At 71.2% G+C, this 23,012-nt stretch carries 23 protein-coding genes; 11 read left to right on the plus strand and 12 right to left on the minus strand.

Features of this window, described 5'->3' with window-relative positions:
• Positions 1–19: 19 nt before the first annotated feature.
• The 3 genes from ACW14X_RS04505 to ACW14X_RS04515 are packed head-to-tail and all read left to right on the plus strand — an operon-like array spanning position 20 to position 4,607.
• Positions 20–997 (plus strand): AAA family ATPase, encoded by a 978-nt coding sequence (locus ACW14X_RS04505; RefSeq protein WP_350718818.1) that lies wholly within the window; start codon positions 20–22, stop codon positions 995–997.
• A 29-nt stretch (positions 998–1,026) separates the two neighbouring features.
• On the plus strand, positions 1,027–2,319 hold the full coding sequence (locus ACW14X_RS04510) for a DUF58 domain-containing protein (RefSeq protein WP_160024337.1): 1,293 nt from the start codon (positions 1,027–1,029) through the stop codon (positions 2,317–2,319).
• Positions 2,319–4,607: a transglutaminase family protein gene (locus tag ACW14X_RS04515; protein ID WP_457164858.1), complete on the plus strand. Its 2,289-nt coding sequence runs from the start codon at positions 2,319–2,321 to the stop codon at positions 4,605–4,607. The genes ACW14X_RS04510 and ACW14X_RS04515 overlap by 1 nt, the downstream gene beginning before the upstream one ends.
• Positions 4,608–4,634: 27 nt before the next feature.
• Here ACW14X_RS04515 and ACW14X_RS04520 read toward each other — a convergent pair whose 3' ends face one another.
• The 5 genes from ACW14X_RS04520 to ACW14X_RS04540 all read right to left on the minus strand — a co-directional run bounded on the left by ACW14X_RS04520 (position 4,635) and on the right by ACW14X_RS04540 (position 8,355).
• Positions 4,635–5,003: a DUF3040 domain-containing protein gene (locus ACW14X_RS04520; protein ID WP_160024339.1), complete on the minus strand. Its 369-nt coding sequence runs from the start codon at positions 5,001–5,003 to the stop codon at positions 4,635–4,637.
• Between the two features lie 145 nt (positions 5,004–5,148).
• Positions 5,149–6,333 carry a DNA polymerase IV gene (gene dinB, locus ACW14X_RS04525; protein WP_160024340.1) on the minus strand — a complete coding sequence of 395 codons (1,185 nt, stop codon included), beginning with the start codon at positions 6,331–6,333 and terminating at the stop codon, positions 5,149–5,151.
• A 21-nt stretch (positions 6,334–6,354) separates the two neighbouring features.
• On the minus strand, positions 6,355–7,080 hold the full coding sequence (locus tag ACW14X_RS04530) for a methyltransferase domain-containing protein (protein ID WP_457164859.1): 726 nt from the start codon (positions 7,078–7,080) through the stop codon (positions 6,355–6,357).
• A gap of 49 nt (positions 7,081–7,129) precedes the next feature.
• Positions 7,130–7,591, minus strand: a complete 462-nt coding sequence (locus ACW14X_RS04535) for an SAV_6107 family HEPN domain-containing protein (RefSeq protein WP_160024342.1) — start codon at positions 7,589–7,591, stop codon at positions 7,130–7,132.
• Between the two features lie 170 nt (positions 7,592–7,761).
• Complete coding sequence (locus ACW14X_RS04540; RefSeq protein WP_350718828.1) at positions 7,762–8,355, minus strand: hypothetical protein; 594 nt, start codon at positions 8,353–8,355, stop codon at positions 7,762–7,764.
• Between the two features lie 244 nt (positions 8,356–8,599).
• Between ACW14X_RS04540 and ACW14X_RS04545 the strand changes: the two genes are divergently transcribed.
• A complete protein-coding gene (locus ACW14X_RS04545) occupies positions 8,600–9,235 on the plus strand; it encodes a DUF4126 domain-containing protein (RefSeq protein WP_160024344.1) in 636 nt (211 codons plus the stop codon).
• On the plus strand, positions 9,232–10,557 hold the full coding sequence (locus ACW14X_RS04550) for a phytoene desaturase family protein (protein WP_457164860.1): 1,326 nt from the start codon (positions 9,232–9,234) through the stop codon (positions 10,555–10,557). The genes ACW14X_RS04545 and ACW14X_RS04550 overlap by 4 nt, the downstream gene beginning before the upstream one ends.
• Positions 10,558–10,564: 7 nt before the next feature.
• Here ACW14X_RS04550 and metF read toward each other — a convergent pair whose 3' ends face one another.
• Positions 10,565–11,455 carry a methylenetetrahydrofolate reductase [NAD(P)H] gene (gene metF, locus ACW14X_RS04555; protein ID WP_457164861.1) on the minus strand — a complete coding sequence of 297 codons (891 nt, stop codon included), beginning with the start codon at positions 11,453–11,455 and terminating at the stop codon, positions 10,565–10,567.
• Between the two features lie 34 nt (positions 11,456–11,489).
• Between metF and ACW14X_RS04560 the strand changes: the two genes are divergently transcribed.
• Positions 11,490–12,575 (plus strand): polyprenyl synthetase family protein, encoded by a 1,086-nt coding sequence (locus ACW14X_RS04560; RefSeq protein ID WP_457164862.1) that lies wholly within the window; start codon positions 11,490–11,492, stop codon positions 12,573–12,575.
• Positions 12,576–12,581: 6 nt separating this feature from the next.
• Here the strand turns inward: ACW14X_RS04560 and ACW14X_RS04565 are convergent, their stop codons facing one another.
• On the minus strand, positions 12,582–13,259 hold the full coding sequence (locus ACW14X_RS04565) for an anti-sigma factor (protein WP_160028983.1): 678 nt from the start codon (positions 13,257–13,259) through the stop codon (positions 12,582–12,584).
• The gene (sigK, locus tag ACW14X_RS04570) at positions 13,249–13,851 is read right to left on the minus strand and encodes an ECF RNA polymerase sigma factor SigK (RefSeq protein WP_160024349.1); all 603 of its coding nucleotides are present in this window, start codon (positions 13,849–13,851) and stop codon (positions 13,249–13,251) included. Before sigK ends, ACW14X_RS04565 begins: the two co-directional genes overlap by 11 nt.
• A 101-nt stretch (positions 13,852–13,952) precedes the next feature.
• Here sigK and ACW14X_RS04575 point away from each other — a divergent pair, with 101 nt between their 5' ends.
• Complete coding sequence (locus tag ACW14X_RS04575) at positions 13,953–15,515, plus strand: molybdopterin-dependent oxidoreductase (RefSeq protein WP_457164863.1); 1,563 nt, start codon at positions 13,953–13,955, stop codon at positions 15,513–15,515.
• Here the strand turns inward: ACW14X_RS04575 and ACW14X_RS04580 are convergent, their stop codons facing one another.
• The 3 genes from ACW14X_RS04580 to ACW14X_RS04590 are packed head-to-tail and all read right to left on the minus strand — an operon-like array spanning position 15,516 to position 16,757.
• Positions 15,516–15,938 (minus strand): barstar family protein, encoded by a 423-nt coding sequence (locus ACW14X_RS04580; protein ID WP_350841457.1) that lies wholly within the window; start codon positions 15,936–15,938, stop codon positions 15,516–15,518.
• Between the two features lie 7 nt (positions 15,939–15,945).
• A complete protein-coding gene (locus ACW14X_RS04585; RefSeq protein ID WP_457164864.1) occupies positions 15,946–16,350 on the minus strand; it encodes a ribonuclease domain-containing protein in 405 nt (134 codons plus the stop codon).
• Between the two features lie 35 nt (positions 16,351–16,385).
• Positions 16,386–16,757, minus strand: coding sequence for an Rv2175c family DNA-binding protein (locus ACW14X_RS04590; protein ID WP_350841455.1), 372 nt, complete (start codon positions 16,755–16,757; stop codon positions 16,386–16,388).
• A 113-nt stretch (positions 16,758–16,870) separates the two neighbouring features.
• Between ACW14X_RS04590 and pknB the strand changes: the two genes are divergently transcribed.
• The 4 genes from pknB (at position 16,871) to ACW14X_RS04610 (ending at position 21,540) form a co-directional block, all read left to right on the plus strand.
• On the plus strand, positions 16,871–18,994 hold the full coding sequence (gene pknB, locus ACW14X_RS04595) for a Stk1 family PASTA domain-containing Ser/Thr kinase (protein ID WP_457164865.1): 2,124 nt from the start codon (positions 16,871–16,873) through the stop codon (positions 18,992–18,994).
• A gap of 2 nt (positions 18,995–18,996) precedes the next feature.
• Positions 18,997–19,896 carry a deoxyribonuclease IV gene (locus ACW14X_RS04600; RefSeq protein ID WP_457164866.1) on the plus strand — a complete coding sequence of 300 codons (900 nt, stop codon included), beginning with the start codon at positions 18,997–18,999 and terminating at the stop codon, positions 19,894–19,896.
• Positions 19,897–20,089: 193 nt separating this feature from the next.
• On the plus strand, positions 20,090–21,064 hold the full coding sequence (locus tag ACW14X_RS04605) for a hypothetical protein (RefSeq protein ID WP_457164867.1): 975 nt from the start codon (positions 20,090–20,092) through the stop codon (positions 21,062–21,064).
• An 8-nt stretch (positions 21,065–21,072) separates the two neighbouring features.
• Positions 21,073–21,540, plus strand: a complete 468-nt coding sequence (locus ACW14X_RS04610) for a GNAT family N-acetyltransferase (protein WP_457164868.1) — start codon at positions 21,073–21,075, stop codon at positions 21,538–21,540.
• 99 nt (positions 21,541–21,639) lie between these two features.
• Here the strand turns inward: ACW14X_RS04610 and ACW14X_RS04615 are convergent, their stop codons facing one another.
• A complete protein-coding gene (locus tag ACW14X_RS04615) occupies positions 21,640–22,980 on the minus strand; it encodes a class II 3-deoxy-7-phosphoheptulonate synthase (RefSeq protein ID WP_183545321.1) in 1,341 nt (446 codons plus the stop codon).
• Positions 22,981–23,012 lie beyond the last annotated feature (32 nt).

Raw genomic sequence — 23,012 nt, forward strand, 5'->3', positions numbered from 1 at the left:
TGAGTCGGAAGGACGCGACGTGACGACGCCGTTGGAGGCCTCATCGAATGGGGCAGAGATCGAGACATTGGTGCGGGTCGCGGGCCGCATTCGCGACAGCATCGAGAAGGTGATCGAAGGAAAGACCGACGTCGTCGACTCCACGCTGACCGTGTTGCTCGCCGAGGGACACCTCCTGATCGAGGATGTGCCCGGGGTCGGCAAGACCCAGCTCGCCAAGGCGCTGGCGCGCTCGATCGACTGTTCGGTGCGTCGCATCCAGTTCACGCCCGACCTGCTCCCGAGCGATGTCACCGGGGTGTCGATCTTCAACCAGAACACCCGGGAGTTCGAGTTCCGCCCGGGTGGCATCTTCGCCAACATCGTGGTCGGCGACGAGATCAACCGTGCCTCCCCCAAGACCCAGTCGGCGCTGCTGGAGTGCATGGAGGAGCATCAGGTCACCGTCGACAACGTGACCTACCAGCTGGAGTCGCCCTTCATGGTGATCGCGACCCAGAACCCGATCGAGATGGAGGGGACGTACGCCCTCCCCGAGGCACAGCGCGACCGGTTCATGGCGCGGGTCTCGGTCGGCTATCCGCCGGTCGGCTCCGAGATCGCGATGCTGGCCAGCCACAGCGCGGCCAACCCGCTCGACGACCTCGACCCGGTCACCGACGCCGTGGAGATCCGCAAGCTCGTCGGCGTCGTCAACCAGGTCTACGTCTCGGAGGCGGTCCGCCGCTACACCGTGGCGCTGACCGCGGCGACCCGCACCAACAACGAGCTCGCCCTCGGCGCCTCGCCGCGGGCGAGCCTCCACCTGCTCCGGGCCGCCAAGGCCCATGCCGCCCTGCACGGACGCGAGTTCGTCCTCCCCGATGACGTACGCAGGCTGACCGGTCCGGTCCTTGCCCATCGTCTCCTCCCCAGCGCCTCCGCGGCGATGCACGGCCGGTCGGTCACCGACATCCTCGAGTCCGTCGTGTCCGCCGTCCCGGTGCCACAGACCTGACCCTCGGGCCGACTTCAAGGAGGGGCGCGATGCGTGAGGCGCTGTCCGGACTGACCATCCGGGGCCGGGCTTTCCTGGCCGCCGGGATCACCGCCATCGTCTGCGGGATCCTGCTGGACCAGGCCACACTGTCCCGGATCGGGATGCTGCTGGTCGCGCTGCCGCTGGTCACAGCGGTGGTCGCCGCCTGGGGCCGCTACCGGCTCGCGCTGGTGCGCCACATCGAGCCCCACCTGACCGAGGCCGGTCAGCCGGCCAGGGTCGAGCTCACCATCGCCAACGAGGGCCGGATCCCCACCGGGACCCTGCTGCTGGAGGAGACGGTGCCGTACGCCCTGGGTGGCCGCCCGCGCTTCGTGGTCGACCGGATCGGCTTCGGGTGGCGCCACAAGCTCGGCTACCAGATCCGCTCCGAGATCCGGGGCCGCTTCGACATCGGCCCGATGCGCGTGACCGTGGCCGACCCGTTCGGCCTGGTCGAGCTCAACCGCGCCTTCCAGTCCACGGTCCCGTTCACCGTCACACCGAGAGTGGTCCCGTTGCCGCCGACTCCCCTGACCGGCAACGCTACCTCGTCGGGCGATTCCCGGCCGAGGGCGTTCCTCGGTGGCAGCGCGGAGGACGTCACGGTGCGGGAGTACCGCCGCGGCGACGAGCTGCGGCGGGTGCACTGGCGCAGCTCGGCCCGCCTGGGCGAGCTGATGGTGCGCCGCGAGGAGCAGCCGTGGCAGGCCCGCGCCACCGTGTTCCTCGACAACCGTCGCTCGGTCCACCGCGGCCAGGGCGCGGGCTCCTCCTTCGAGCACGCCGTCGTGGTCGCCGCCTCGGTCGCCGTGCACCTGGTCGAGGCCGGCTACTCCGTGCGGCTGGTGACCTCCGGCGGAAACACCCCCGGCGCCGCGGGGAGCGGCGAGCTCAACGCCGGCTGGCACGACCGCGAGGGCCAGGCCGACGCGGCGGCCCTGCTGGAGGCGCTCGCCGTGGTCGAGACCGTCCAGCACCACCGCATCGACGCCTCCTGGATCGGCGAGGCCGGGCAGGGCGGAGTCACCGTGGCGGTGCTCGGCTCCCTCGACGAGGACGACGCCGGCGTGCTTCGCCGGGTGCGACACCACACCGGGGCCGCGCTCGCCTTCTCGCTCGCCGTCGACGGCTGGAGCGCGGTGCACCTGGCGCCGGAGCAACGGCGGCCCAGCGGCGTACCTCTGCTCATCCAGCACGGCTGGAAGGCGGTCGAGCTCGGGGTCGGCGACTCGGTGGCCACCCGCTGGCGCGAGCTCGGCACCCGCGGCGCGGCAGCCGGAGCGGGGGCGGCGCGATGATGACCTCCCGAGACTCGCGCGGCGTCGTGCCCGCCATGGCGGTGCCGCTGACGTGCTTCCTGACCGTTCTGTTCGCGCTGTCGTCGTGGGGCTCGTTCACGAGCACCCGGTTCCCCTACCTCGGCCCGATCCTGGTCGCCGGCCTGCTCGTGGTCGGCACCGGCATCTCCGCGCGGCTGCTGCGCGTGCACGACGCGGTCGTGGTCCTGCTGCAGGTGCTTCTCGGCACGATCGCGACCGGCCTGCTGGTCGTGCAGCACCCCTTCCCCGTCACCGGCGGCGGCCGGGCCCAGGTCACGGCCGAGATGACCGAGGCGTACGTCGCGTTCAATCCGTTCGACCTGCCGATGTCCGGGTCGGAGGTGGCGCCCTACCTCATCCCGGGCGGTGTCGCGGCGGTGCTGCTGGCCGACATCCTCGCCGTCTCGCTGCGGCGGCCGCCGATGATGGGGCTCGTGGTGCTGGGCATCTTCACGGTGCCGTTCAGCATCATCGGCGCCGGCGGCTGGGGCGGGGTCTCCTGGGTCGTCTTCGCGCTCACCGCGATCTCGTTCCTGGTGATGCTGCGCCTCGACCGAGCCCAGCAGCTGAGCCGCTGGGGCCGGCGCCTCGACGACGACCTCCCGGTGGTGCCTGCCGCCGGGCCGGCGGTCATCGGCGTCTCGGCGGTCGTGATCGCGCTGCTCACCCCGGCGTGGCTGCCCAGCCCGAACGTCTCCCTTCCCGGTCTGGGTCCGGGCGACGGCAACGGCCCGCTGCGCGTGATCAACCCGACCGTCGGGCTCTACGACGACCTGCGCCGGCAGAGCGACCAGGTGATGGTGTCGGTGACCCCCGTCTACGGCGACACCGAGACTCCCCCGTCCTATCTCCGCGTCGGAGCCCTGACCAAGTTCACCGGCACGGAGTGGACCTCGGGCAACCGCGACGTGCCCTCCGACCACAGCGGCGTGGCCACCTTCGAGCCGCCGATGTCCGACGCGACGCTGCTCGGCGATCCCACGACCTACCAGCTGCGGGCGAGCGCGAAGTTCCAGTCGACCTGGCTGCCGATCTTCGCCCATCCCCTCGAGGTCACCGCCCGGGGGCCGTGGCGCTACGACGAGGACACCCTCGACTTCATGTCCACTGAGGGCAGGGACCAGACCGTCGCCGGTCAGAGCTGGCGGATGACCGCCGCCCCCGTCGAGCCGTCCCAGGAGCGCCTCCTGGCCGCCGGCGACCCCGGGGTCGGCGCCCCTCCGGGCATGACCGACCTACCGCTGCTCCCCGACGAGATCGAGGAGATCGCCCTGGAGCGGACCGCCGGCCAGGACCGGCCGTTCACCAAGGCGGTCGCCCTGCAGAACTGGTTCCGCCACAGCGGCGAGTTCACCTACAGCCTGGAGCGTGACGTCGGCTCCGACAGCGCGGCCCTGCTGGACTTCCTGACCGACAACAAGGTCGGCTACTGCCAGCAGTACGCCACAGCCATGGCCGTGCTCGCTCGCGAGCTCGGCATCCCGGCCCGGGTCGCCTTCGGCTTCCTGGGCGGCGACCAGGACGAGGACGGCGTGTGGCAGTTCCGCGGCCGAGACCTGCACGCCTGGCCCGAGCTGTGGTTCGAGGACATCGGCTGGATCCGCTTCGAGCCGACCCCGGCGGCCGCCGACACCAGCGAGCCCAACTACACCACCGGTGCGCTGGGCAACGCCCGCAACGAGCCGGAGGCGCCTCTTCCCAGCGCCGGCACGAGCGTCGCGCCCGTGCCCAACCGTCCGCAGCGCGAGGCGCCCGAGACGCCCGAGGTCGCCGACACCGGCACCGAGGAGTCCAACGCCGGCGCCGTCTGGACCGGTCTGGGGATCGTCGCCCTGGTCGGCCTGGTCGCGCTCGCGGCGCCGGCGGTGATCCGGCGCCGGCGGCGTACGACTCGACTGGCGGGCGACGCCGAGGCCGGCTGGAGCGAGCTGGGCGACACCGCGATCGACCTCGGTCTCCCCTGGACCGGGACCCGTTCACCCCGGGAGGAGGCCACCGGCCTGGCCCCGCATCTGCAGGATCGCGAGCCGATGCTCGCGCTGCAGCGGATCGTGGCCGCCGTCGAGCGCAACCGCTATGCGGAGCACCGCGACACCGCGGCGATCGGGGACGACGTACGCCTGGTCTCGGCCGCGCTCAGGGAGCATGCCGATCGGCGCGCCCGTCGCCGGGCACGCCTGTGGCCGGCGTCGGTCTTCCGCCGCCCGCCGGCACCAGCCTCCGACGGACCGGTTGCGCGGTCCGAGCGGGAGCTGATCTCGTCCTAGAGATGGTCCCTCTGAGAGGTCGTTCTCTCAGAGGTCGTTGTCGCGGCGGCGCTGCTTCCAGCGCTCGCTGGCCCGGTCGAAGAACGAGCTGCGGGGCGTGTGGTCCCCGTCGTCCTCCTCGACCGCGGCAGCACCACGAAGAGCGGTGAGCAGCACGGAGGTCGAGGCCAGCATCACCAGGAAGCCGACCACCCCGACGATCCACATCCGTGAGATCACACCGGTCATCAGCAACGCGACACCACCGGCGAGCACGATGCCCGCGATGACCGCGTGTCGACGTTGGGCACGGCGCAGGGCCGTGCCTCGGAGGGCGGAGGCGAACTTCGGGTCCTCCGCCGAGAGCGCGCGCTCCATCTGCTCGAGCAGGCGAAGCTCCTCTTCCGAGAGTGGCACCGTACCTCCCATGTCCTGTTGGGGCATCTCCAAGTCTAGGCTGGCCACCCTGAAGGCGGTAGTGAGCCCAGAAAATTCTTGCCCCTTGACGTTCTGCCACATGGCACAACCAGGACCGATTGTGTCAAGCAAAGTGGCGGGTGCGTCAACCCCGGCCCTGATCGAGCAGGCTCGCGCGGCCTACGAGGCTGGATCCGAAGCGTTCGGCGACCTGGTCGATGGCGCGGTCGGCCTCGGACCAGCCCCGCTCCCGCTCGCCGAGCACCAGCTGCCGGTCGGTGCCCTCGCGGGCGACCAGGTGCTCGACCCGGACCCCGACCAGGCGCAGGGCCCGGCCGCGGAGATTCAGCTCGTCGTAGAGGCGGACCGCGGTGGCGTGCACCTCCTGGGTGACGTCGGTGGGATCAGGCAGCGTGCGCGAGCGTGAGATGGTCTTGAAGTCGGTGAACCGCACCGTCAGCGCGACCGTGCGGCCGACCGTGCCTGCCCGCCGCATCCGCCGGGTGACCCGGGCCGAGAGGCGCAGCAGCTCGCGGACGATGTCCTCGCGGTCGCTCAGGTCGTGTCCGAAGGTCTCCTGGGCGCCGGTGGACCGGTCGGGCAGGTCGGGGCCCAGCCGCCCGGTCAGCTCGCGCTGGTCGGTGCCGGTGGCGAGCCGGTGCAGGTGGCCACCGAGGCGCGGGCCGAGGATCTGGTGGAGGGTCGGCACCGGGGTGCGGGCGATGTCGCCCACCGTCTCGAACCCGAGCCGCCGCAACCGGGTCCTCGTGCTCGGGCCGACCCCGTAGAGCTCACCGACGTCGAGCGGGTGGAGGAAGCCGGGGATCTCCTCCGGCCGGACGACCACGACGCCGTCGGGCTTCGCCTTGCGGCTGCCGACCTTGGCCACGCTCGGGGTCGGCGCGACGCCGACCGAGCAGGTGATGCTCAGCTCCTCGGCGATCTGGCGGCGGATCCGGTGGGCGATGTTCTCAGGGCTCCCGAAGAGCTTTGTCGCTCCCCGTACGTCGAGGAACGCCTCGTCGACGCTGACCACCTCCACCAGCGGGGTGGCGCGACGGAAGATCTCGCGGACCTGATGGGAGACCTCGGCGACCTCACCGAAGTCGAGACGGACCGAGACGAGCTGAGGGCACAGCCGTCTCGCCATCGACCCCGGCATCGCGGCCTTGACCCCGTAGGCGCGTGCCGGATAGTTGGCGCAGGTCACCACTCCCCTTGCGTGACCCCCGACGACGACCGGCTGGTCCCAGAGCTCGGGCTGGTGCCTGATAGCCACAGAAACGAAGAAGGCGTCCATGTCGACATGGAGGATCGGGGTGCCGGTCACCCCGGACCTCCGAGGCTGTGCCTAGCGAAGCGAAGCGAGCAGATGCACCTGCGAAGCCAGCGGCAGGTAGTCCGCGCGGGTCGAGGCCCGCTGCTCGAGCTCGACGAGAGCGCTGGTTGCACCAGGGTCGACATCGAGCAATGACCCAGGAACGTGATCCACGAAGACACGTACGCCACGAACGTCGGTGACCTCGAAGCCCGCGGCCTCGAGCAGCCCGGTGACCTCGTCGAGCGCGAAGCGGCGGCCGGAGCGCCCCTGCGGAGTGGTGTCGTCGAGGAGCTCGGCGGCCTGCGCGAAGTGGCCGGCCAGAGCGCGGGAGAGGACGGCGGCGGTGCGCTGGGCGACCAGGAGGCTGAGCGTGCCGCCGGGACGGAGCACCTCGCGGATCCCTGCCAGCGCCGCTGCGGGGTCGGGGACGACCTCGAGGACACCGTGGCAGAGCACCACGTCGGCACCGCTGGGGTCGGCGACGTCGGAGAGTGCGGCGAGGTCGCCCTGGCGCGCGTCGACGGAGACGCCGGCCTCGCGGGCCCGGCGGTCGAGCGCGGCCAGCGCATCGGGGCTGGGGTCGACGACGGTGACCCGGTGGCCGAGCCCGGCGATGCGTACGGCTGAGGTGCCGGTGCCGCCGCCGATGTCGAGGACGTCGAGCGGGCCGGAGGCCAGGACCGGGTCGAGCGCGTCCCAGACGGCGACGGTCCGGGCGCCTGCCCGACGACTGGTTGAAGCGGAGCCAGCTGACATGAGGCCAAGCGTAGGCCCTGCCTCCCACCCTGCGTACGCCACACCTGGATCAGCCCACGAGGCGGTCGTGCCGGGACAGGGTGGCCTGCGAGGTGTGAGCCATCAGCCCGAGCGACTCCTCGACGACGGCGAGGAACCGGTCGGCGTCACGCACCTGCTCGTCGGCCTCCTCCGCGGTGACCGCACGGATCGAGCCGGCCTCCGCGGCAGCGCGCTTGGCGGCGCCGGCGGCGAAGTAGTCGGCCCACTCCGAGAGCTCGGGCGCGACCTTCTTGAGGCGGACCCAGGCGTTCCACGGGCGACGGCGACCGGCGCGGCTCGCGGCCTCGACGGGATCGGTGCGGGCGGCGATCAGCGCGGCGGCGGCCTGGAGCGCGGCGACGTGAGCGATGGCGTACCTGCTCGGCACGTCGTCGGCCACGATCGCCTCCGCGAGGGTCTCGGTGGCTCGGAAGAGGTAGCTGTGCGTCGTGGCCGGCAGCAGATGCATCGGGTCGTCCTTCTCGCTCACGGTCGACCCCGCAGTGGACGGCTCCGGCGGGCGTCGGGGGTCGAGGACGACGCCCGCCAGAGCCTGGTTGTTCGAACATCTGTTCGAACACGTGATCAAACTACACCCCGCCACCGACAGTCACAAGGACGAATCGAGGACGGGGCGTGTCGAGGGGTGGTGCGGGTCGCTCAGTCGTCGGCGACGGCGCCGCGGATGAGGTGCGGCGGGTGGATGTAGCGGGTGTTGGCCGGCAGCCACATGACCACCAGCAGCCCCGCGGCGATGACGATCGCGATCGTGGTGAGCACGCTGATGATCACCGGCGGGCCGGTCAGGATGCCGCCGACGCTGGCCACCGCGGAGATGAACACCAGGAAGGTGATCGTGATGCGGGCCCACTCGAAGCCGTTGCGGAGGAAGACCGCGAGCACACCGAGCATGCCGGCCATGACACCGAACAGAGTGATCGCCGGGGCGATGAAGGCCGGCGCGCTGACCCGGTTGTCGGTGGGCGGGTTGATGAGGGCCTCGAGCCCCTCGGTCTCCAGGATGCGCTTGGCCGAGGCGTTGCCCTCCGCCCACGCGCGCACCAGGTCATCGGAACGCAGCACCATGACCACGACCACGACGGCGCTGAACGCGATCAGACCGACGATCAGCCGGACCGCCCACGTCATCTCCCGCGGCACGGGCTCAGCAGCGAGGGCCGCCACCTCGACAGCGGTCTCCAGGTCCTCGTTCACGACCACACCTTCGTTCTCGTCGGGTGTCGTCATGGTCATCCGGTCTCCTTGCGACGTGGGGGGAACTCTGCGTTGATCAGCCCATTCTGCCGCACGGGGCACAACGGAGGTAAATACGGGATCGGGTGCGCCTGGTCTCGGGCCGACGTGACTCGGTCTCGACCCGCTTCGCGGCTTCGCAAGCTCAGTCGCTGCGCTCGCTCGACCTCCTCCCGTTGCGGCCGCGCTCGTTCCTCGCGCGGTCGCAGGCTCGGATGTCGGTGTCGTACGCCAAGATGTCCCCATGGAATCTCTAGCGCTGACCTTCTCCAGCGGGTGGGCCAGTGGCATCAACGCCTATCTGGTCGTGCTGGTGCTCGGCGTCGTGCAGCGTACGACGGGGGCCGAGGAGATCCCGGACGTGCTCGGCACCTGGCCGGTGCTGGCGGCCGCCGGGGCGATGTTCGCGATCGAGTTCGTCGCGGACAAGGTGCCCTACGTCGACTCGACGTGGGACTCGATCTCCACGGTGATCCGGCCCACCATCGGCGCCGTGATCGGCGTCCTGCTCGCCGGTGAGGCCGACTCGCTCAACGCGGCCGTCGGGGGCGTCGTGGGCGGCACGTCGGCGTTCATGTCCCACGTGGTCAAGGCCAGCGAGCGGCTGGCGGTCAACTCCTCCCCCGAGCCGGTCTCCAACTCGGTGGTCAGCCTGGCCGAGGACGGCCTCGTCCTCGGCGTGGTCTGGTTCGCCACCCAGCACCCGTTGGCAGCCGCCGGCATCGCCGCGATCCTGCTGGTCGCCGGGCTGGTGCTGGTCTATCTCCTCCTCCGCGCCGTGCGTGGGGGCTGGCGCAGGCTGACCCGGCGCGGACGACGTGGCGCCCCTCCTCCAGGGGGCCCGTCAGACGGCACGACCAAGCCCTACCCCGTCCAGTGACCGCGGTCGTCGTCCTCGGGGGCGGGTACGCCGGGATGGCCAGCGCCGCCAGGCTGGCCAAGCTCGGCCACTCGGTGACCCTTCTCGAGGCCTCCGGTCAGCTCGGCGGCGCCCTGGTGCCGGTGCGCGAGGAGGGGTTCACCTGGGACGCCTCGGCGACCTCGACCCTGCTGCCCGCGGTGATGCGCGACCTGTTCCGCAAGTCCGGGCGGCCGGCTGAGCGTGAGCTGGAGCTGGTGCCGATGGACGTCATCCGCGAGCACCGGTTCGCCGACAAGAGCTCGGTCTCGGTGCCCGGCGGCACCCGCGGCGCCCAGCTGGCGGCCTTCGACGAGTTGGGCCCGGGCATGGGCAAGCAGTGGACCGACTACGTCGCCCGGTTCAACGACGACTGGGAGGTGCTGCGCCAGCACTACTTCGAGGTGCCGTGGGAGCCCACGGCATTGCCTTCGGCCGTCGCGGAGCGGTTCCGGTCGCGCGAGACCCTCCACAAGCGGCTGCGCAAGACGTTCAAGGACGAGCGTCTCCGGCTGGTCGCGGCGCACCCGTTCGTCGCGGCTGGGCAGGAGCTGCGTGACGTACCTGCCTGGGCGGGGCTCACCGCCTATCTCGAGCAGCGCTTCGGGGCCTGGCGGGTCGAGGGCGGGATGGGGGTCGTGGCCGAGGTGCTCGCCGCCCGGATGGCCACCCGCCGGGTCTCGGTGCAGACCGCGACCCGCGTGGAGGACATCGTCGTACGTGACGGACGGGCGGTCGCGGTCAGCACCACCGCCGGGGAGATCGATCTCGGCGCCGATGGAGCGGTCGTGGTCGCCTTCGACCCGCGCTCGCTGCCGGCCCTGCGGCCGTTGGTGGAACGTACGTTGCCGGCGATCCCGCCGATGACCTTCCACCTCGGGCTCTCCTCGCTGCCCGAGCACCTCCTCGACCTTCCCGATGAGCTGGTACTCCACGGCGAGCCCACCCTGGTCGTACGCACCCGCGGGCTCGCCCCCGAGGGGCAGCACGCCTGGACGATCCACTCCCACGGCAAGCTCATGGAGGACGTCCTGCTGGCGCTGGCGCGCCACAAGATCGATCTGCGGGAGCACGTCGTGCACCGTGTCGACCTGGGCGCCGCCGAGCTCGTACGCCGCTGGCGCGGGTCACCGCTGGGCGTGAAGTGGGCGGGACGCGGCACGGTGTTCCAGCGCCTCGGGCCGCGCACCCCGCTCCCCAACGTCTACGCCGCCGGCGCCCACGCCGCCCCCGGCTCCGGGCTGCCCTACGCCGGGCTCTCGTCCGCGCTGGTCGCGCAGTCGATCGGGCCTGCCGAGAGATGAGCGCAGGCTAGACCGTCACGTTGAGCTTGGCGAAGATCTCCAGCGTCGCCTTGGAGCGGTTCAGGGTGTAGAAGTGCAGCCCCGGGGCGCCTCCGTCGAGGAGCTCCTGGCAGAGCTCGGCGGCCACGGCGATGCCCTCGGCACGGATGTCGGCGGGCTCGGGGCCGGCGGCGCTGAGACGCTCGACGATCTCCTCGGGGACCTCGGCGCCGATCAGCTCGCTCTGGCGGCGGATGGCTGCCAGGTTCAGGATCGGCATGATCCCGGGCAGGATCGGGATGTCGACGCCGCGCGTACGGACCCGGTCGACGAGGCCGAAGTAGTCGGAGGCACGGAAGAACATCTGGGTGACCGCGAACTCCGCTCCGGCCCTCGCCTTGGCGACCAGCACGTCGGCGTCGGCCTCGAGCGACTCGGCACTCGGGTGGCCCTCCGGGAAGGCGGCGACGCCGATGCGGAAGTCACCGCGCTCGCGGGCCAGCTTCACCACGTCGACCGCGTAGTCGAGGCCGCCCGGAGTCGGGGTCCACTCGGCGCGCGGCCCCTCGGCGGGGTCGCCGCGCAGGGCCATCACGTGGGCAACCCCCTTCGCCGCGTAGGCGTCCAGGATCGCCGCGACCTCGTCGCGGGTGTGGCCGACGCAGGTCAGGTGGGCGACCGGGAGCAGCTCGGTCTCCGCAGCGATCCGGCCGGTGATGGCGACCGTCTTGTCACGGGTCGAGCCGCCGGCGCCGTAGGTGACGCTCACGAAGGTGGGACGGTAGGGCTCCAGTGCGCGCACGGCGTTCCACAGCTGCTCCTCGCCGGCCTCGTCCTTCGGCGGGAAGAACTCGAAGGAGAACGAGCGCTCGCCTTGGTTGATCAGCTCCGCCAGGGAGCGTCCACGTCCAGTCACCATCGGGCCATCGTAGTGAGTGCCCTAGGCTCGGAGAGTGAATGAAACGTGGGACGCCGATGAATTCCGCCGTCGCGTCCAGGGGGCACTGGACACCTTTCTCGAGACGCAGTCCGAGCGGCTGGCGCCGCTCGGTGACGAGGTCGAACCGCTGCTGCGCCGGGCTCGCGAGTCGATGTCCGGTGGCAAGCGGCTGCGGGCCGCGTTCTGCTACTGGGGCTTCCACGCGGTCCACCCCTCCCCCTCGCCGGCCGAGGAGGAGTCGCTCGTCCGGGCGGCCGCCGCGCTCGAGCTGCTCCAGGCCTCGGCGCTCGTGCACGACGACGTCATCGACGACTCCGACACCCGGCGCGGAGCGCCGTCCGCGCACCGCGCGTTCGAGGCCGACCACTCCGCCGCGGGCTGGCCGGGCCGGTCCCGTGCCTATGGCGACGCCGCGGCCGTGCTCCTCGGCGACCTGCTGCTGACCTGGTCGGACGAGCTGCTGCGTACCTCTGGGTTCGAGGGCTCCGAGACCTCTGCGGCGCTCTCGGTGTTCGACCACACGCGCAGCGAGGTGATCGCTGGGCAGTTCCTCGACATCACCGTCCAGGCCCGCGGCGCGGCCGACGTCGAGGCGGCGATGAAGGTGGTGCGCTACAAGGCGGCCAAGTACTCCGTCGAGCGCCCCCTCCACGTCGGCGCCGCCCTGGCCGGAGCCTCCCCGGAGCAGATCGAGGCGCTCTCGGCCTACGGACTCCCCGTCGGCGAGGCCTTCCAGCTCCGCGACGACCTCCTCGGCGTCTTCGGCGACCCGTCGGTCACCGGCAAGCCGGCTGGCGACGACCTCGTCGAGGGCAAGCGCACCGTCCTGGTCGCGCTCGCCCTGAAGGCGTCACCGCCCGCCGACGCCGACCTCCTCGACCGCTCCCTCGGCCAGCCGCTCGCCGCGGACCAGGTCGCGGCGCTGCGTACGATCATCGCCTCCTCCGGCGCCGAGCAGCAGGTCGAGAAGACCATCACCGAGCTCGCCGACCAGGGACTCACCGCCCTCGACGACGCCAAGTCGTCAGGCGCCCTCGACGCCAGCGCCGCCGAAGTCCTCCGCGCCCTCGCCACAGCCGCCACCCAGCGCACGGTCTGACCGCGGTCAGAGGCGCTCGGCAGGCATCTGGAAGAGGACCTTCTCCGAGGGCTGGTCGGAGCCGCCCTCGGGTTCCATGGTGACCATCAGGTCACCGTCCTCGACCGGTACGGCGACGGCCATCTCCTCATCGAGGACGCCGGCGGACTCCATCCCGGCGTCGGTGTGCCACCAGACCTGGTAGGTCATCCCGGCGGGACGGTCGAGGTGGGCGGTGTCGACGGCGACCATGTGCATCTCGTGGGACATCGCGACCATCAGCTCGCCGTCGGAGGTCTCCTCCTTGTGCATCCGCGCGTCCGGGGCCGACATCACCTGGGCGGCGGTCATCGCGGGCGGATCGTCATCTCGTACGACGACGCCGACCGTCACGCCGACGGCGATGACCAGGGCCGCGACCGCGGCGATCGCGCCCGCGAACCAGCGACGACGAGCGCGGCCCGCGGCGACCACGGGCGGGAGCTGCGGAGTCTCCGAGGCCGTACGCATCACGCTCGCGCGCAGCGACGCCGGCGGGGTCTCGGCGACCTCATCGGCCAGCGACGCGGTCGCCGAACGCAGCGAGTCGACCTCCTCGCGGCAGTCGGGGCAGGCTGCCAGATGCGCCTCGACCTCTGCTCGCTCCTCGTCCTCCAACGAGTTGAGCAGGTAGGCCCCGACCAGACCGTGTACGTCAGGCGCCATCGCGCACCTCCAGGCAGTCCCTGAGACGGATCAGCCCGTCGCGCATCCGCGACTTCACCGTCGGCAGCGGCCGGCCGAGCAGCTCGGCGACCTCGGGATAGGTGAAGCCCTGGTAGTAGGCCAGCCGCACGGCCTGGGACTGCAGCGGCGTGAGAGAGTCCAGGCAGCGGCGTACGCCTTCGTGCTCCGACGCCGTGACCACAGCCTCCTCCGGGCCGGCGACGTCCACCGGCTCACGCCGGGCGACGTGCTCCTCCCGCGTCCGCGAGGCCTGCGTGGAGCGCACGGTGTCGACCGCGCGACGGTGCGCGATCGTCAGCACCCAGGTCCGGACGGAGCCGCGCGACGGGTCGAACCGGGCGGCCTGACGCCACAGCTCGGTGAACACCTCCTGGGTCACCTCCTCCGCCCGCGAGGGGTCGCGCACGACCCGCCGGGCGACGCCGAAGACCAGCGGAGCCAGCTCGTCGTAGAGCCGGCCGAAGGCATCGAGGTCGCCGCCGGCGACCGCGGCGAGCACCGCCGCCGGGTCCAGGTCGTCATCGGGGTCGGGCAACGACTCGTCGCCCACGACCCGCAGCGCTCGCCGCATCCACACTCCTTCCGACACATCACAGATCTCATCCCGGGTTCGCAGCCGAAGAGTGGGAGGATTGGTCCCATCCGCCCATCGATCGGCCACGAACCCACAGCATGACATCCGGCAACCTCGCCGAGCAGAAGACCTCGAGCTCCGCTTCGGCACCGCGTCTTCCCTACGGCCCCCTCGCGGGCATCGCCGCCGGCGTACTCGGTCTCGGCGTCGCCGAGCTCATCGCCGCCCTGGCCGGCGGCGCCTCGCCCCTGCTCGCGCTCGGCGACCGGGTCATCGACCTCACCCCGCGCTGGCTCAAAGAGGCGGCGGTCGCCACCTTCGGCACCGCCGACAAGCCGATCCTGCTCGCCTGCGTCGGGCTGGTCACGCTGGCCCTGCTCGGGGTCGCCGGCGCACTGGCCGTACGCCGACCCGCCCTCGGCGCGGGCATGCTGATACTCCTCGGGGCCATCGACATCGCCGCCCTCCTGGCCGACCGGGCCGGCAACGGGACGACCGGGATCGTCGCGATCGTGATCGGCCTCGCGGTCGGGATCACCGCGCTGATCCTCCTCACCCGGCCCCTACGCGACGCCGACAGCCCGCCCACCGAGGCCGAGGCACCCGACGGCTTCGACCGTCGCAGGTTCCTGGTCGCCGCCGCGGCGGTGACCGCGGTGGGTGCGGCCGGCGGGGTCGGCGCCAAGGTGGTCACCGCACGCCGGCTCCCCGCGACGAGGGTGGCCATCCCCGCGGCCGTCTCCCCCGCCGCGCCCCTCCCGGCGGGCGCGGAGCTCCGGATCGACGGGCTCACGCCCCACCTGACCCCCGTCGACGACTTCTACCGCATCGACATCGCCCTGCTCACCCCACGCGTCGACATCGCCGACTACCGGCTCAAGATCCACGGCCTGGTCGACGACCCGGTCGAGCTGACCTACGAGGACCTGCTCGCGATGCCGCTCTACGAGCGCCGCGTGACGATCTGCTGCGTCTCCAACGAGGTGGGCGGCGACCTGATCGGCAACGCGACCTGGACCGGCGTACGCATCCGCGACGTCCTCAAGCGCGCCGGCGTCTCTCCCGACGCCGACGCGGTGAAGTCGACCGGTGCCGACGGCATCACCATCGGCACCCCGCTCGAGGCGCTCACCGACGGCCGCGACTCCCTGCTCGCGATCGCCCAGGACGGCGAGCCGCTGACCCGGGACCACGGCTTCCCGGTCCGCATGGTCGTCCCCGGCCTCTACGGCTACGTCTCGGCGACCAAGTGGCTCACCGAGCTCGAGGTGACCCGCTTCGCCGACTTCCGCGCCTACTGGACCGACCGCGGCTGGTCCGCCGAGGGCCCGATCAAGACCGAGTGCCGCATCGACCTGCCCGGCGACGACGTCATGCCGGGCGAACGCACCATCGCAGGTGTCGCCTGGGCGCAGCACCGGGGTGTGAGCAAGGTCGAGGTACGCATCGACGACGGCCCCTGGCAGCCCGCCACGCTCGCCGCCGAGGACAGCATCGACACCTGGCGCCAGTGGACCTACCGCTGGGACGCGACCGAGGGCGAGCACCAGATCCAGGCGCGGGCCTACGACCGCACCGGCACTCCGCAGACAGCCGACGAGGCACCGCCCGCTCCCGACGGAGCCACGGGCTACCCCACTCGTACGGTCAACGTCGGGTGATCAGCCCAGGTCGGTCAGGTCCGTCTCCGGACCGTCCCCGCGCAGCAGCACGGTGAACGCCGGCCGGTCCTCGGAGATCTCCGCCGACCGGTCCTGGAGCACCCGGACGATCTTGTCGAAGCCGGCACGATCCGCGTACGCAGCGCACCCCCACGTCTCCCACAGCAGCACCGTGGGCGCGGAGAGGTCACGCAGCGAGTCCCAGAGCGCGTCGAGGTTGCGGCCGAAGTGGGCCGGGAAGCCCAGCGCGGTGCCGATGGCACCGAGCACCTCGTCCTTGGTCTCGGCAACGTCTGCGATCTGCGCCAGCGACCAGCCGGCGCCGGTCACCGACTCGGAGAGGTCGGCCGCGGCCAGCTCGGTGTGCCAGCGATAGACGCCGGGATCGACCTTCCCTGCCAGTAGTCCTGCCAGTCCACTCATGTGCCCATCACCCCCGGTCGATCCGTGAGAACGACTCGTAGTGGTCCTCGGTGAAGTAGAACTCCCCACCCTCGCCTGTGACGATACGCCGCGCGCCCCGGTCATCGGAGCCAGGCGTCGGCACGGTGTATTCGGCGTAGTAGCCCGACGCCTCCTCGGGCAGGATCCCCTCGCGGTTGCCGAAGGTGCTGCCATCCTTGCCCGGGTAGGGGAACGGGCCGCCGGCGTCGATCAGCTCGAGCGTCTCCACGCCCTCGGGCGGCAGGTCCGACTCCGCGATCCAGGCGAGCCCGCTCTCGGGGTCGGTGCCTGTTCTCGCGCCACCGTCCGCCCCGGAGTCACCGCCGCAACCGGCGACCAGCGCCATCAGGACGGCGAGCAGCAGGCCGATCAGGGCGGACTTCGACCTCACGAGGTTCCTCCGAGACGTACGGAACGGTTGGTCGTCTAGAGTGCCATGGCCTGGGCCCGGCGCTTGACCTCCGACCCGCGGTTCTCCCGAAGCGCGTCGATCGGGCGGCCGGGAAGGTCGTCGTCGAGGAAGAGCCAGGCGATGATCTCACGGTCGTCGTAGCGTCCGTCGTGGAGCACATGCAGCAGCCCGCTCAGACCCTTGACCGGCAGACCGTCCTGGATGAACAGGGCCGGGATGTGCTGGCCCTTCATCCCCGGAGGCACTGCCGCAGCGAGCTCGTGCTCGCGGATCATGGTGCGCACCTTCCCCACGGTCACTCCGAGCAGCGACGCGGCCGTAGCCCAGTCGATCCACTCGTCAACCAGGGCACCCAGGTCCTGCTCCGCCAACCGCAACTCACTCATAACAATCACATTACCGGCCCGGGTAGCCGGTCCGGAAAGTCGTGAGTGGGACCCGCTGGTCCGTACCATTGCCCGGTCCGGAATACTTCTCCGACCGGAGACAGGAGGATCGCGTGGCTAGTGAGGCGGACCCCCGTGACGACGTCATCGGGCGCCACGGCGGAGGCTCGGCTACCGCATCCGACCCCCTTCTGGGCAAGGTCTTGGGGATGCGTTACCGGATCGTCGAGAAGGTCGCGAAGGGCGGCATGGCGACGGTCTACGTGGCCCACGACATGCGGCTGGACCGCATCGTCGCCGTCAAGGTCATGCACCAGGACCTCGACGAGGAGGGCAACTTCGCCGAGCGGTTCGTACGCGAGGGCAGGTCTGCCGCGAAGCTCTCCCACCCCAACGTGGTCGCCGTCTACGACCAGGACGAGGACGACGGCGTCGCCTTCCTCGCGATGGAGTACATCGAGGGACACACCCTGCGCGACACCATCGCCTCACAGGCTCCCCTGGGCGCGGCGAAGGCGCTGGCCTACATCGAGCCGATCCTGAGCGCGATGACCGCCGCCCACGCGATCGGGATCGTGCACCGCGACATCAAGCCCGAGAACGTGCTCATCACCACCGGTGCCGCCTCGATCTCGCAGCGGGTCAAGGTCGCCGACTTCGGTCTGGCCCGGGTGATGAACAACAACTCCAACGACGCCACCACCGGCAACCTGGTCGGCACCGTCTCCTATCTCGCGCCAGAGCTGGTCACCGAGTCCAGGTCCGGGCCGCGCTCCGATGTCTATGCCGCCGGCGTCGTGCTCTACGAGCTGCTCACCGGCCGCAAGCCGCACAGCGGCCCCTCGCCGGTCGAGATCGCCTACAAGCACGTCCACGAGGACGTCCCGCCGCCTTCGAAGGCCGCCCCCGGCATCCCCCGGTACGTCGACGCCCTGGTCGCCCGGGCGACCGCCCGTGATCCCGAGCTGCGACCAGCCGACGCCGGGGTGCTGCTGCGCATGGTCAACCGGGTCATGGCCACCCTGTCCGCGGGCATCTTCGACGACCCCGACCTCACCGCCGACTTGGCGCTCCCCCGGCCCGGCGCACCCGATCAGGGCGCCCAGGGCGCTGGTGGCACCGACTCCCCGGCCCGGGCTCGCGACGAGTCCGCCGCCGAGACGACCGCCGTCCTGCCCGCTCTCGGCCTGGGAGCGTCCGGACCGTCCGGTCCGCCGCCGGGTCGTCCCCCGGGTCCGCCGGGACCGCCTCCGGGCGTCGGGCTCCCCGCGGGTGCCCGGCTCTCGCTGAGCGAGCCCGAGGAGAACGTACGCATCGCCCCGACCCCCACGCAGCCGAAGCAGCGCTGGAGCATGCCGGCGACGTGGAAGGGCCCGATCGCGATCGGCGCCGCCGTGGTGGCCGTCGCGCTGGTGGCGGGCGGCCTGTGGTGGTTCATCGACGGCCGCTACGAGCGGGTGCCCTCGGTGGCCGGTCTGAGCAAGGCCGCAGCGACCACGCAGCTGCAGGACGCCGGCTTCGAGGTCTCGGCCAACACCGAGTTCTCCGACACCGTCGAGGAGGGCGTGGTGATCGACTCCGACCCCGGCCGCGACGACAAGGCGCTGCCCGGATCGACGGTCGAGATCAGCGTGAGCAAGGGCGTCGAGGAATACTCCGTGCCCAAGCTCAAGGGCATGCTCGCCGACGACGCTCAGGACGAGATCCGCGACAAGGGCCTCGGCATCGGCGACCCGATCGAGAAGTTCAACGACAACGTCCCCGAGGGCTACGTCATCAACTCCCAGCCGCGCGCCGGCACGCTGGTGCGGCCCGGCAAGGCGATCGTGCTCGTGATCAGCAAGGGCCCGGCGCCCGTCGACATCGTCGACTGGACCGGTCGTAGCGCCGAGCGCGCCAAGAAGTCGCTGGAGGCCGACGGTCTGAAGGTCGAGATCCAGGAGGAGGAGAACCAGGAGATCCAGCCCGGCACCGTGCTCAGCCAGAGCCCCAACTCCGGCACCCTCCCCAAGGGCGAGACCGTGACCCTCGTGGTCGCCAAGGGCCCCGACGCCGTCGCCGTCCCCAACGTCGTCGGCAGCAGCAAGGACACCGCGAAGCAGACCCTCGAGGCCGCCGGTTTCAAGGTCAAGGAGGAGAAGGACGACTTCGCGCTCGGCCTCAACTTCGTGACCCGGCAGGAGCCCGCCGGTGGCGAGGCGCCCTACGGCTCCGAGATCACGATCTGGCTGAACTGACCTTGACCTCTTCTCGGACCTCTCTTCGCAACCCGATCGGCACCCACGTACAGGTCGGCAAGGGTCTCGTCGCCGGGGCCCTCGCCAACACCGACGCGGTCGGCGGCGAGACCCTGCAGATCTTCGTCGGCAACCCACGCGGCTGGGCGCTCTCGGCCGGGAAGCCCGCCGAGGACAAGGCGTTCCGGGCAGAGATCGAACGGCGCGGTATGCGTGCCTTCGTCCACGCCCCCTACCTGGTCAACCTGGGCTCACCGACTCCGGCCACCTACGAGAAGTCGGCCGCCCTGGTCGCCCACAACCTCCGCCGCGCCGCCGACATCGGCGCCGAAGGGGTTGTCATCCACACCGGCTCCTTCGTCTCGCCCGACGGGGATGCGACCGAGAAGCACGCCGTCGCGATGAAGCAGGTACGCGAGGCGCTGCTGCCGGTGCTCGACGAGATCGCCGCCGAGGACGCGCCCTGGCTGCTGCTGGAGCCGACCGCCGGCCAGGGACGCTCGCTGTGCGCGGGCGTCGAGGACCTGCCGGCCTACCTGGCGGCCGTCGACTTCCACCCCAAGGCCGGGATCTGCCTGGACACCTGCCATGTCTTCGCCGCCGGCGCCCCGCTGGACGAACGTGGCGGCGCGACCGCGTGCGTCGACCGGATCGTCGAGATCGGCGGCCCCGGGCGGCTTCGGCTGATCCACGCCAACGACTCCAAGGACGTACGCGGCAAGCACCTCGACCGCCACGAGCAGATCGGCCGCGGCCACATCGGCACGAAGGCCTTCGAGGAGCTCTTCGCGCATCCGGCGACCGACGGAGTCCCCTTCATCCTGGAGACTCCCGGTTCTCGCGACGCGGACAACCCCGATATCCCCCTGCTCCGCGATCTGCGGGCATCGGCCCAAGGTTAAGGCGGGTGACCTAGGCTTGGGAACGCACGGGAGTGATCTTCGACGCCATGGGGGTGGCATGACCAGCTGCGCACAGTGTGGACACCGGCTGTCCGATGAGCCGGCGTGCCCGATGTGCGGACTCGAGGTCGCCACGGATCCCGACCGAGCAGCCGAGGCTGACTCCACCGATGTAGAGGAAAGGACGCCGCCCGTGTCCGCTGCTGAAGCGAAGCCCGAAGCCATGCACGCTGCTGAAGCGAAGCCCGAGCCCGATGAGCTCGACGAGCCCAACGAGTCGACCGTGATCCGGAAACCCGTCCAGTCGACCGCCCCGGAGGCCGTCGAGGACGAGCCCGACGCGGCGCAGACCTCCCTCAGCCTGCCTCGGATCAGCGCCTACGGCGACGACAACGTGCCGGGACCGGCATCCTCGGCCTCCAACGACGAGCCCACCGAGCGCACCTCGAGGCGCCAGGCGCCGTCCGTCGAGGAGAAGCTCGACACCGACGACGAGCCCGACGGGACCACCGCGGTCCGCCCGGCGTACGCCCCGCCGACCGCCCCGCCGCCGGCCACTCCCCCGCCGGGACACGAGCCGGCCGCCGCGGAGCAGGCCGTGATCCCCGAGCCGGAGCCGTCGCCCATCCCGGATCCCTCGCCCTTCCCGGAGCCGACGCCGGTCCCGGAGCCCGAGCCCGTCCCCGACCCGGAGCCCGTCCCCGACCCGACCCCGGAGCCTGGTCCGCTTCCCGGGCCCGAGCCCGTCCCCGAGCCCGAGCCGGTCTCCGAGGCCACGGCCGAGGCGGCGTACCAGCCCTTCGTCCAGCCCTCCGGGATGCTCGTCCAGGAGTCGCGCAACGGTCAGGTCCGCCACTGGGCCCCGCCTGAGGAGCAGGAGACCGCGGCCGAGGTCTACGAGCCCGAGCCCGCCTACGCGACCGGCTACGCGGAGGATGCCTACGCCGGCGAGGAGGCCGGCGACTGGCAGACCGGCTACGGCTACGTCGCCGAGCCGGAACCGATCGAGCAGGACTTCGGCGACTACGGCGCCCAGCAGGAGTACGTCTCCTCGCTGATGGCCACCGAGCCCGAGGACAACCCCTCGACCTGGATCGTGCTGCTGTGGGTGGGCGCGATCTTCATGATCGTGATGCTCGTGCTCGGCATCTGGCTGATGACTCTGTAGCCGCCTAGATGCCGAGGATCATCGTCGCCGAGATCAGCAGCGACGAGCAGCGCGCCCTTGCGCTCGACGTCTGGCGGGCGGCCAACGCCGCCCGCCGTCGCACCGCCACCGAGGCCCGGATCCGCCGCGTCCGCGAGAAGCTGGACTCCGCCGAGCTGGCGCTGCTCGCCCACTACGGCACCCGCCCTGCGGGGATGCTGGTGGCCGAGACCTACCTCGTCGACGGCGTACCTCTCCCCGGCTACGGCCACATCTCGATGGTCTTCGTCGATCCTGCCGTCTGGGGCTCCCACGTCGGCACCGAGATGATCCGCGACCTCCAGTCACGCGGTTGGGAGGGCCTCAGCGTCTGGACCCGCACCGACAACCGGCGCGCCCAGCGCCTCTACGAGCGCACCGGCTTCACCGACACCCACAACCGCAGCATCCTCCACGACGGCGACGAGATCATGCAGCTCGCCTGGGCGCGGGAATGAATACCCGGTTCACCGGTGAAACCTGCACTTCTCAGGTGTTGCAATGCCCGAGAAGTGCAGGAATACCCGGTTAACCGGGTATTCCTGCGACGCATGTGACTAGCGGGACCGCAGCATCTCCGCGACCTGGAACGCCATCTCGAGCGACTGGACGCGGTTGAGGCGCGGGTCGACGACGGACTCGTAGCGGTGCACGAGACCGGCCTCGTCGAGCTCCTCGCCGCCGCCGATGATCTCGGTGACGTCGTCGCCGGTGTTCTCGACGAGGATGCCGCCGGGGACGGTGCCGAGGGCGTGGTGGACGTCGAAGAAGCCCTGGACCTCGTCGAGGACGTCCTCGAAGCGGCGGGTCTTGTAGCCGTTGGAGGTGGAGAAGGTGTTGCCGTGCATCGGGTCGGAGATCCAGGTGACGTTGACGCCTTCGGCGGTGATCTTCTCGACCAGCCCGGGAAGCCCGTCGCGCACCTTCCCCGCACCGAAGCGGGTGATGAAGGTGAGCCGGCCCTCCTCGTTCTTCGGGTTGAGCTTGGCGGCCAGCGCGAGCGCGTCGTCGGGGGTCGCGGTGGGGCCGAGCTTGCAGCCGATCGGGTTGTTGAGGTGGCGGAAGTACTCGACGTGGGCGCCGTCGAGCTGACGGGTGCGCTCACCGATCCAGACGAAGTGGCCGGAGACGTTGTACGGCGTCTCGGTGCGCGAGTCGATGCGGGTCATCGCGTGCTCGTACTCGAGCAGCAGCGCCTCGTGGGAGGAGTAGAAGTCGACCCGGTGGAACTCCTCCGGGTCGGCGCCGATGGCCTCCATGAACGCGATCGCGCGCTCGATCTCGGAGCCCATCGCCTCGTACTTCGCGCCGACGGGCGAGTTGCGCACGAACTCGGAGTTCCAGGTGTGCACCTGGCGCAGGTCGGCGTAGCCACCGGTGGTGAACGCGCGCACGAGGTTCAGGGTCGAGGAGGAGGCGTGGTAGACGTCCAGCAGGCGCTGCGGGTCGGGGATGCGGGACTCCTCGGTGAACTCGAAGCCGTTGACGGCGTCGCCGCGGTAGGCCGGCAGCGTCACCCCGTCACGGGTCTCGGTGTCGGAGGAGCGCGGCTTGGCGTACTGCCCCGCGAGCCGGCCGATCTTCACGACCGGGACGGAGGCGGCGTACGTCAGGACCACTGCCATCTGCAGCAGCACGCGCAGCTTGTTGCGGGTGTTGTCGGCGGTCGCCTCGGCGAAGACCTCGGCGCAGTCGCCGCCCTGCAGGATGAACGCCTCACCACGGCCGGCGGCGGCGATCGAGCTCTTGAGCTGGTCGCACTCCCCCGCAAAGACGAGCGGCGGCTGGTTCCTCAGCTTCTCGACCGCCGCGGCCAGCGCGGCCGGGTCGGAATAGGTCGGCTGCTGAAGGGCTCCGATGGCGTGCAGCTGCTCGAGGGAGGGGAAGGCGTCGTTCACGAGCCTCAGGGTACGCGGATCACCCGGTTGTT

This window comes from Nocardioides sp. YJ-D4 (genome assembly GCF_054031495.1).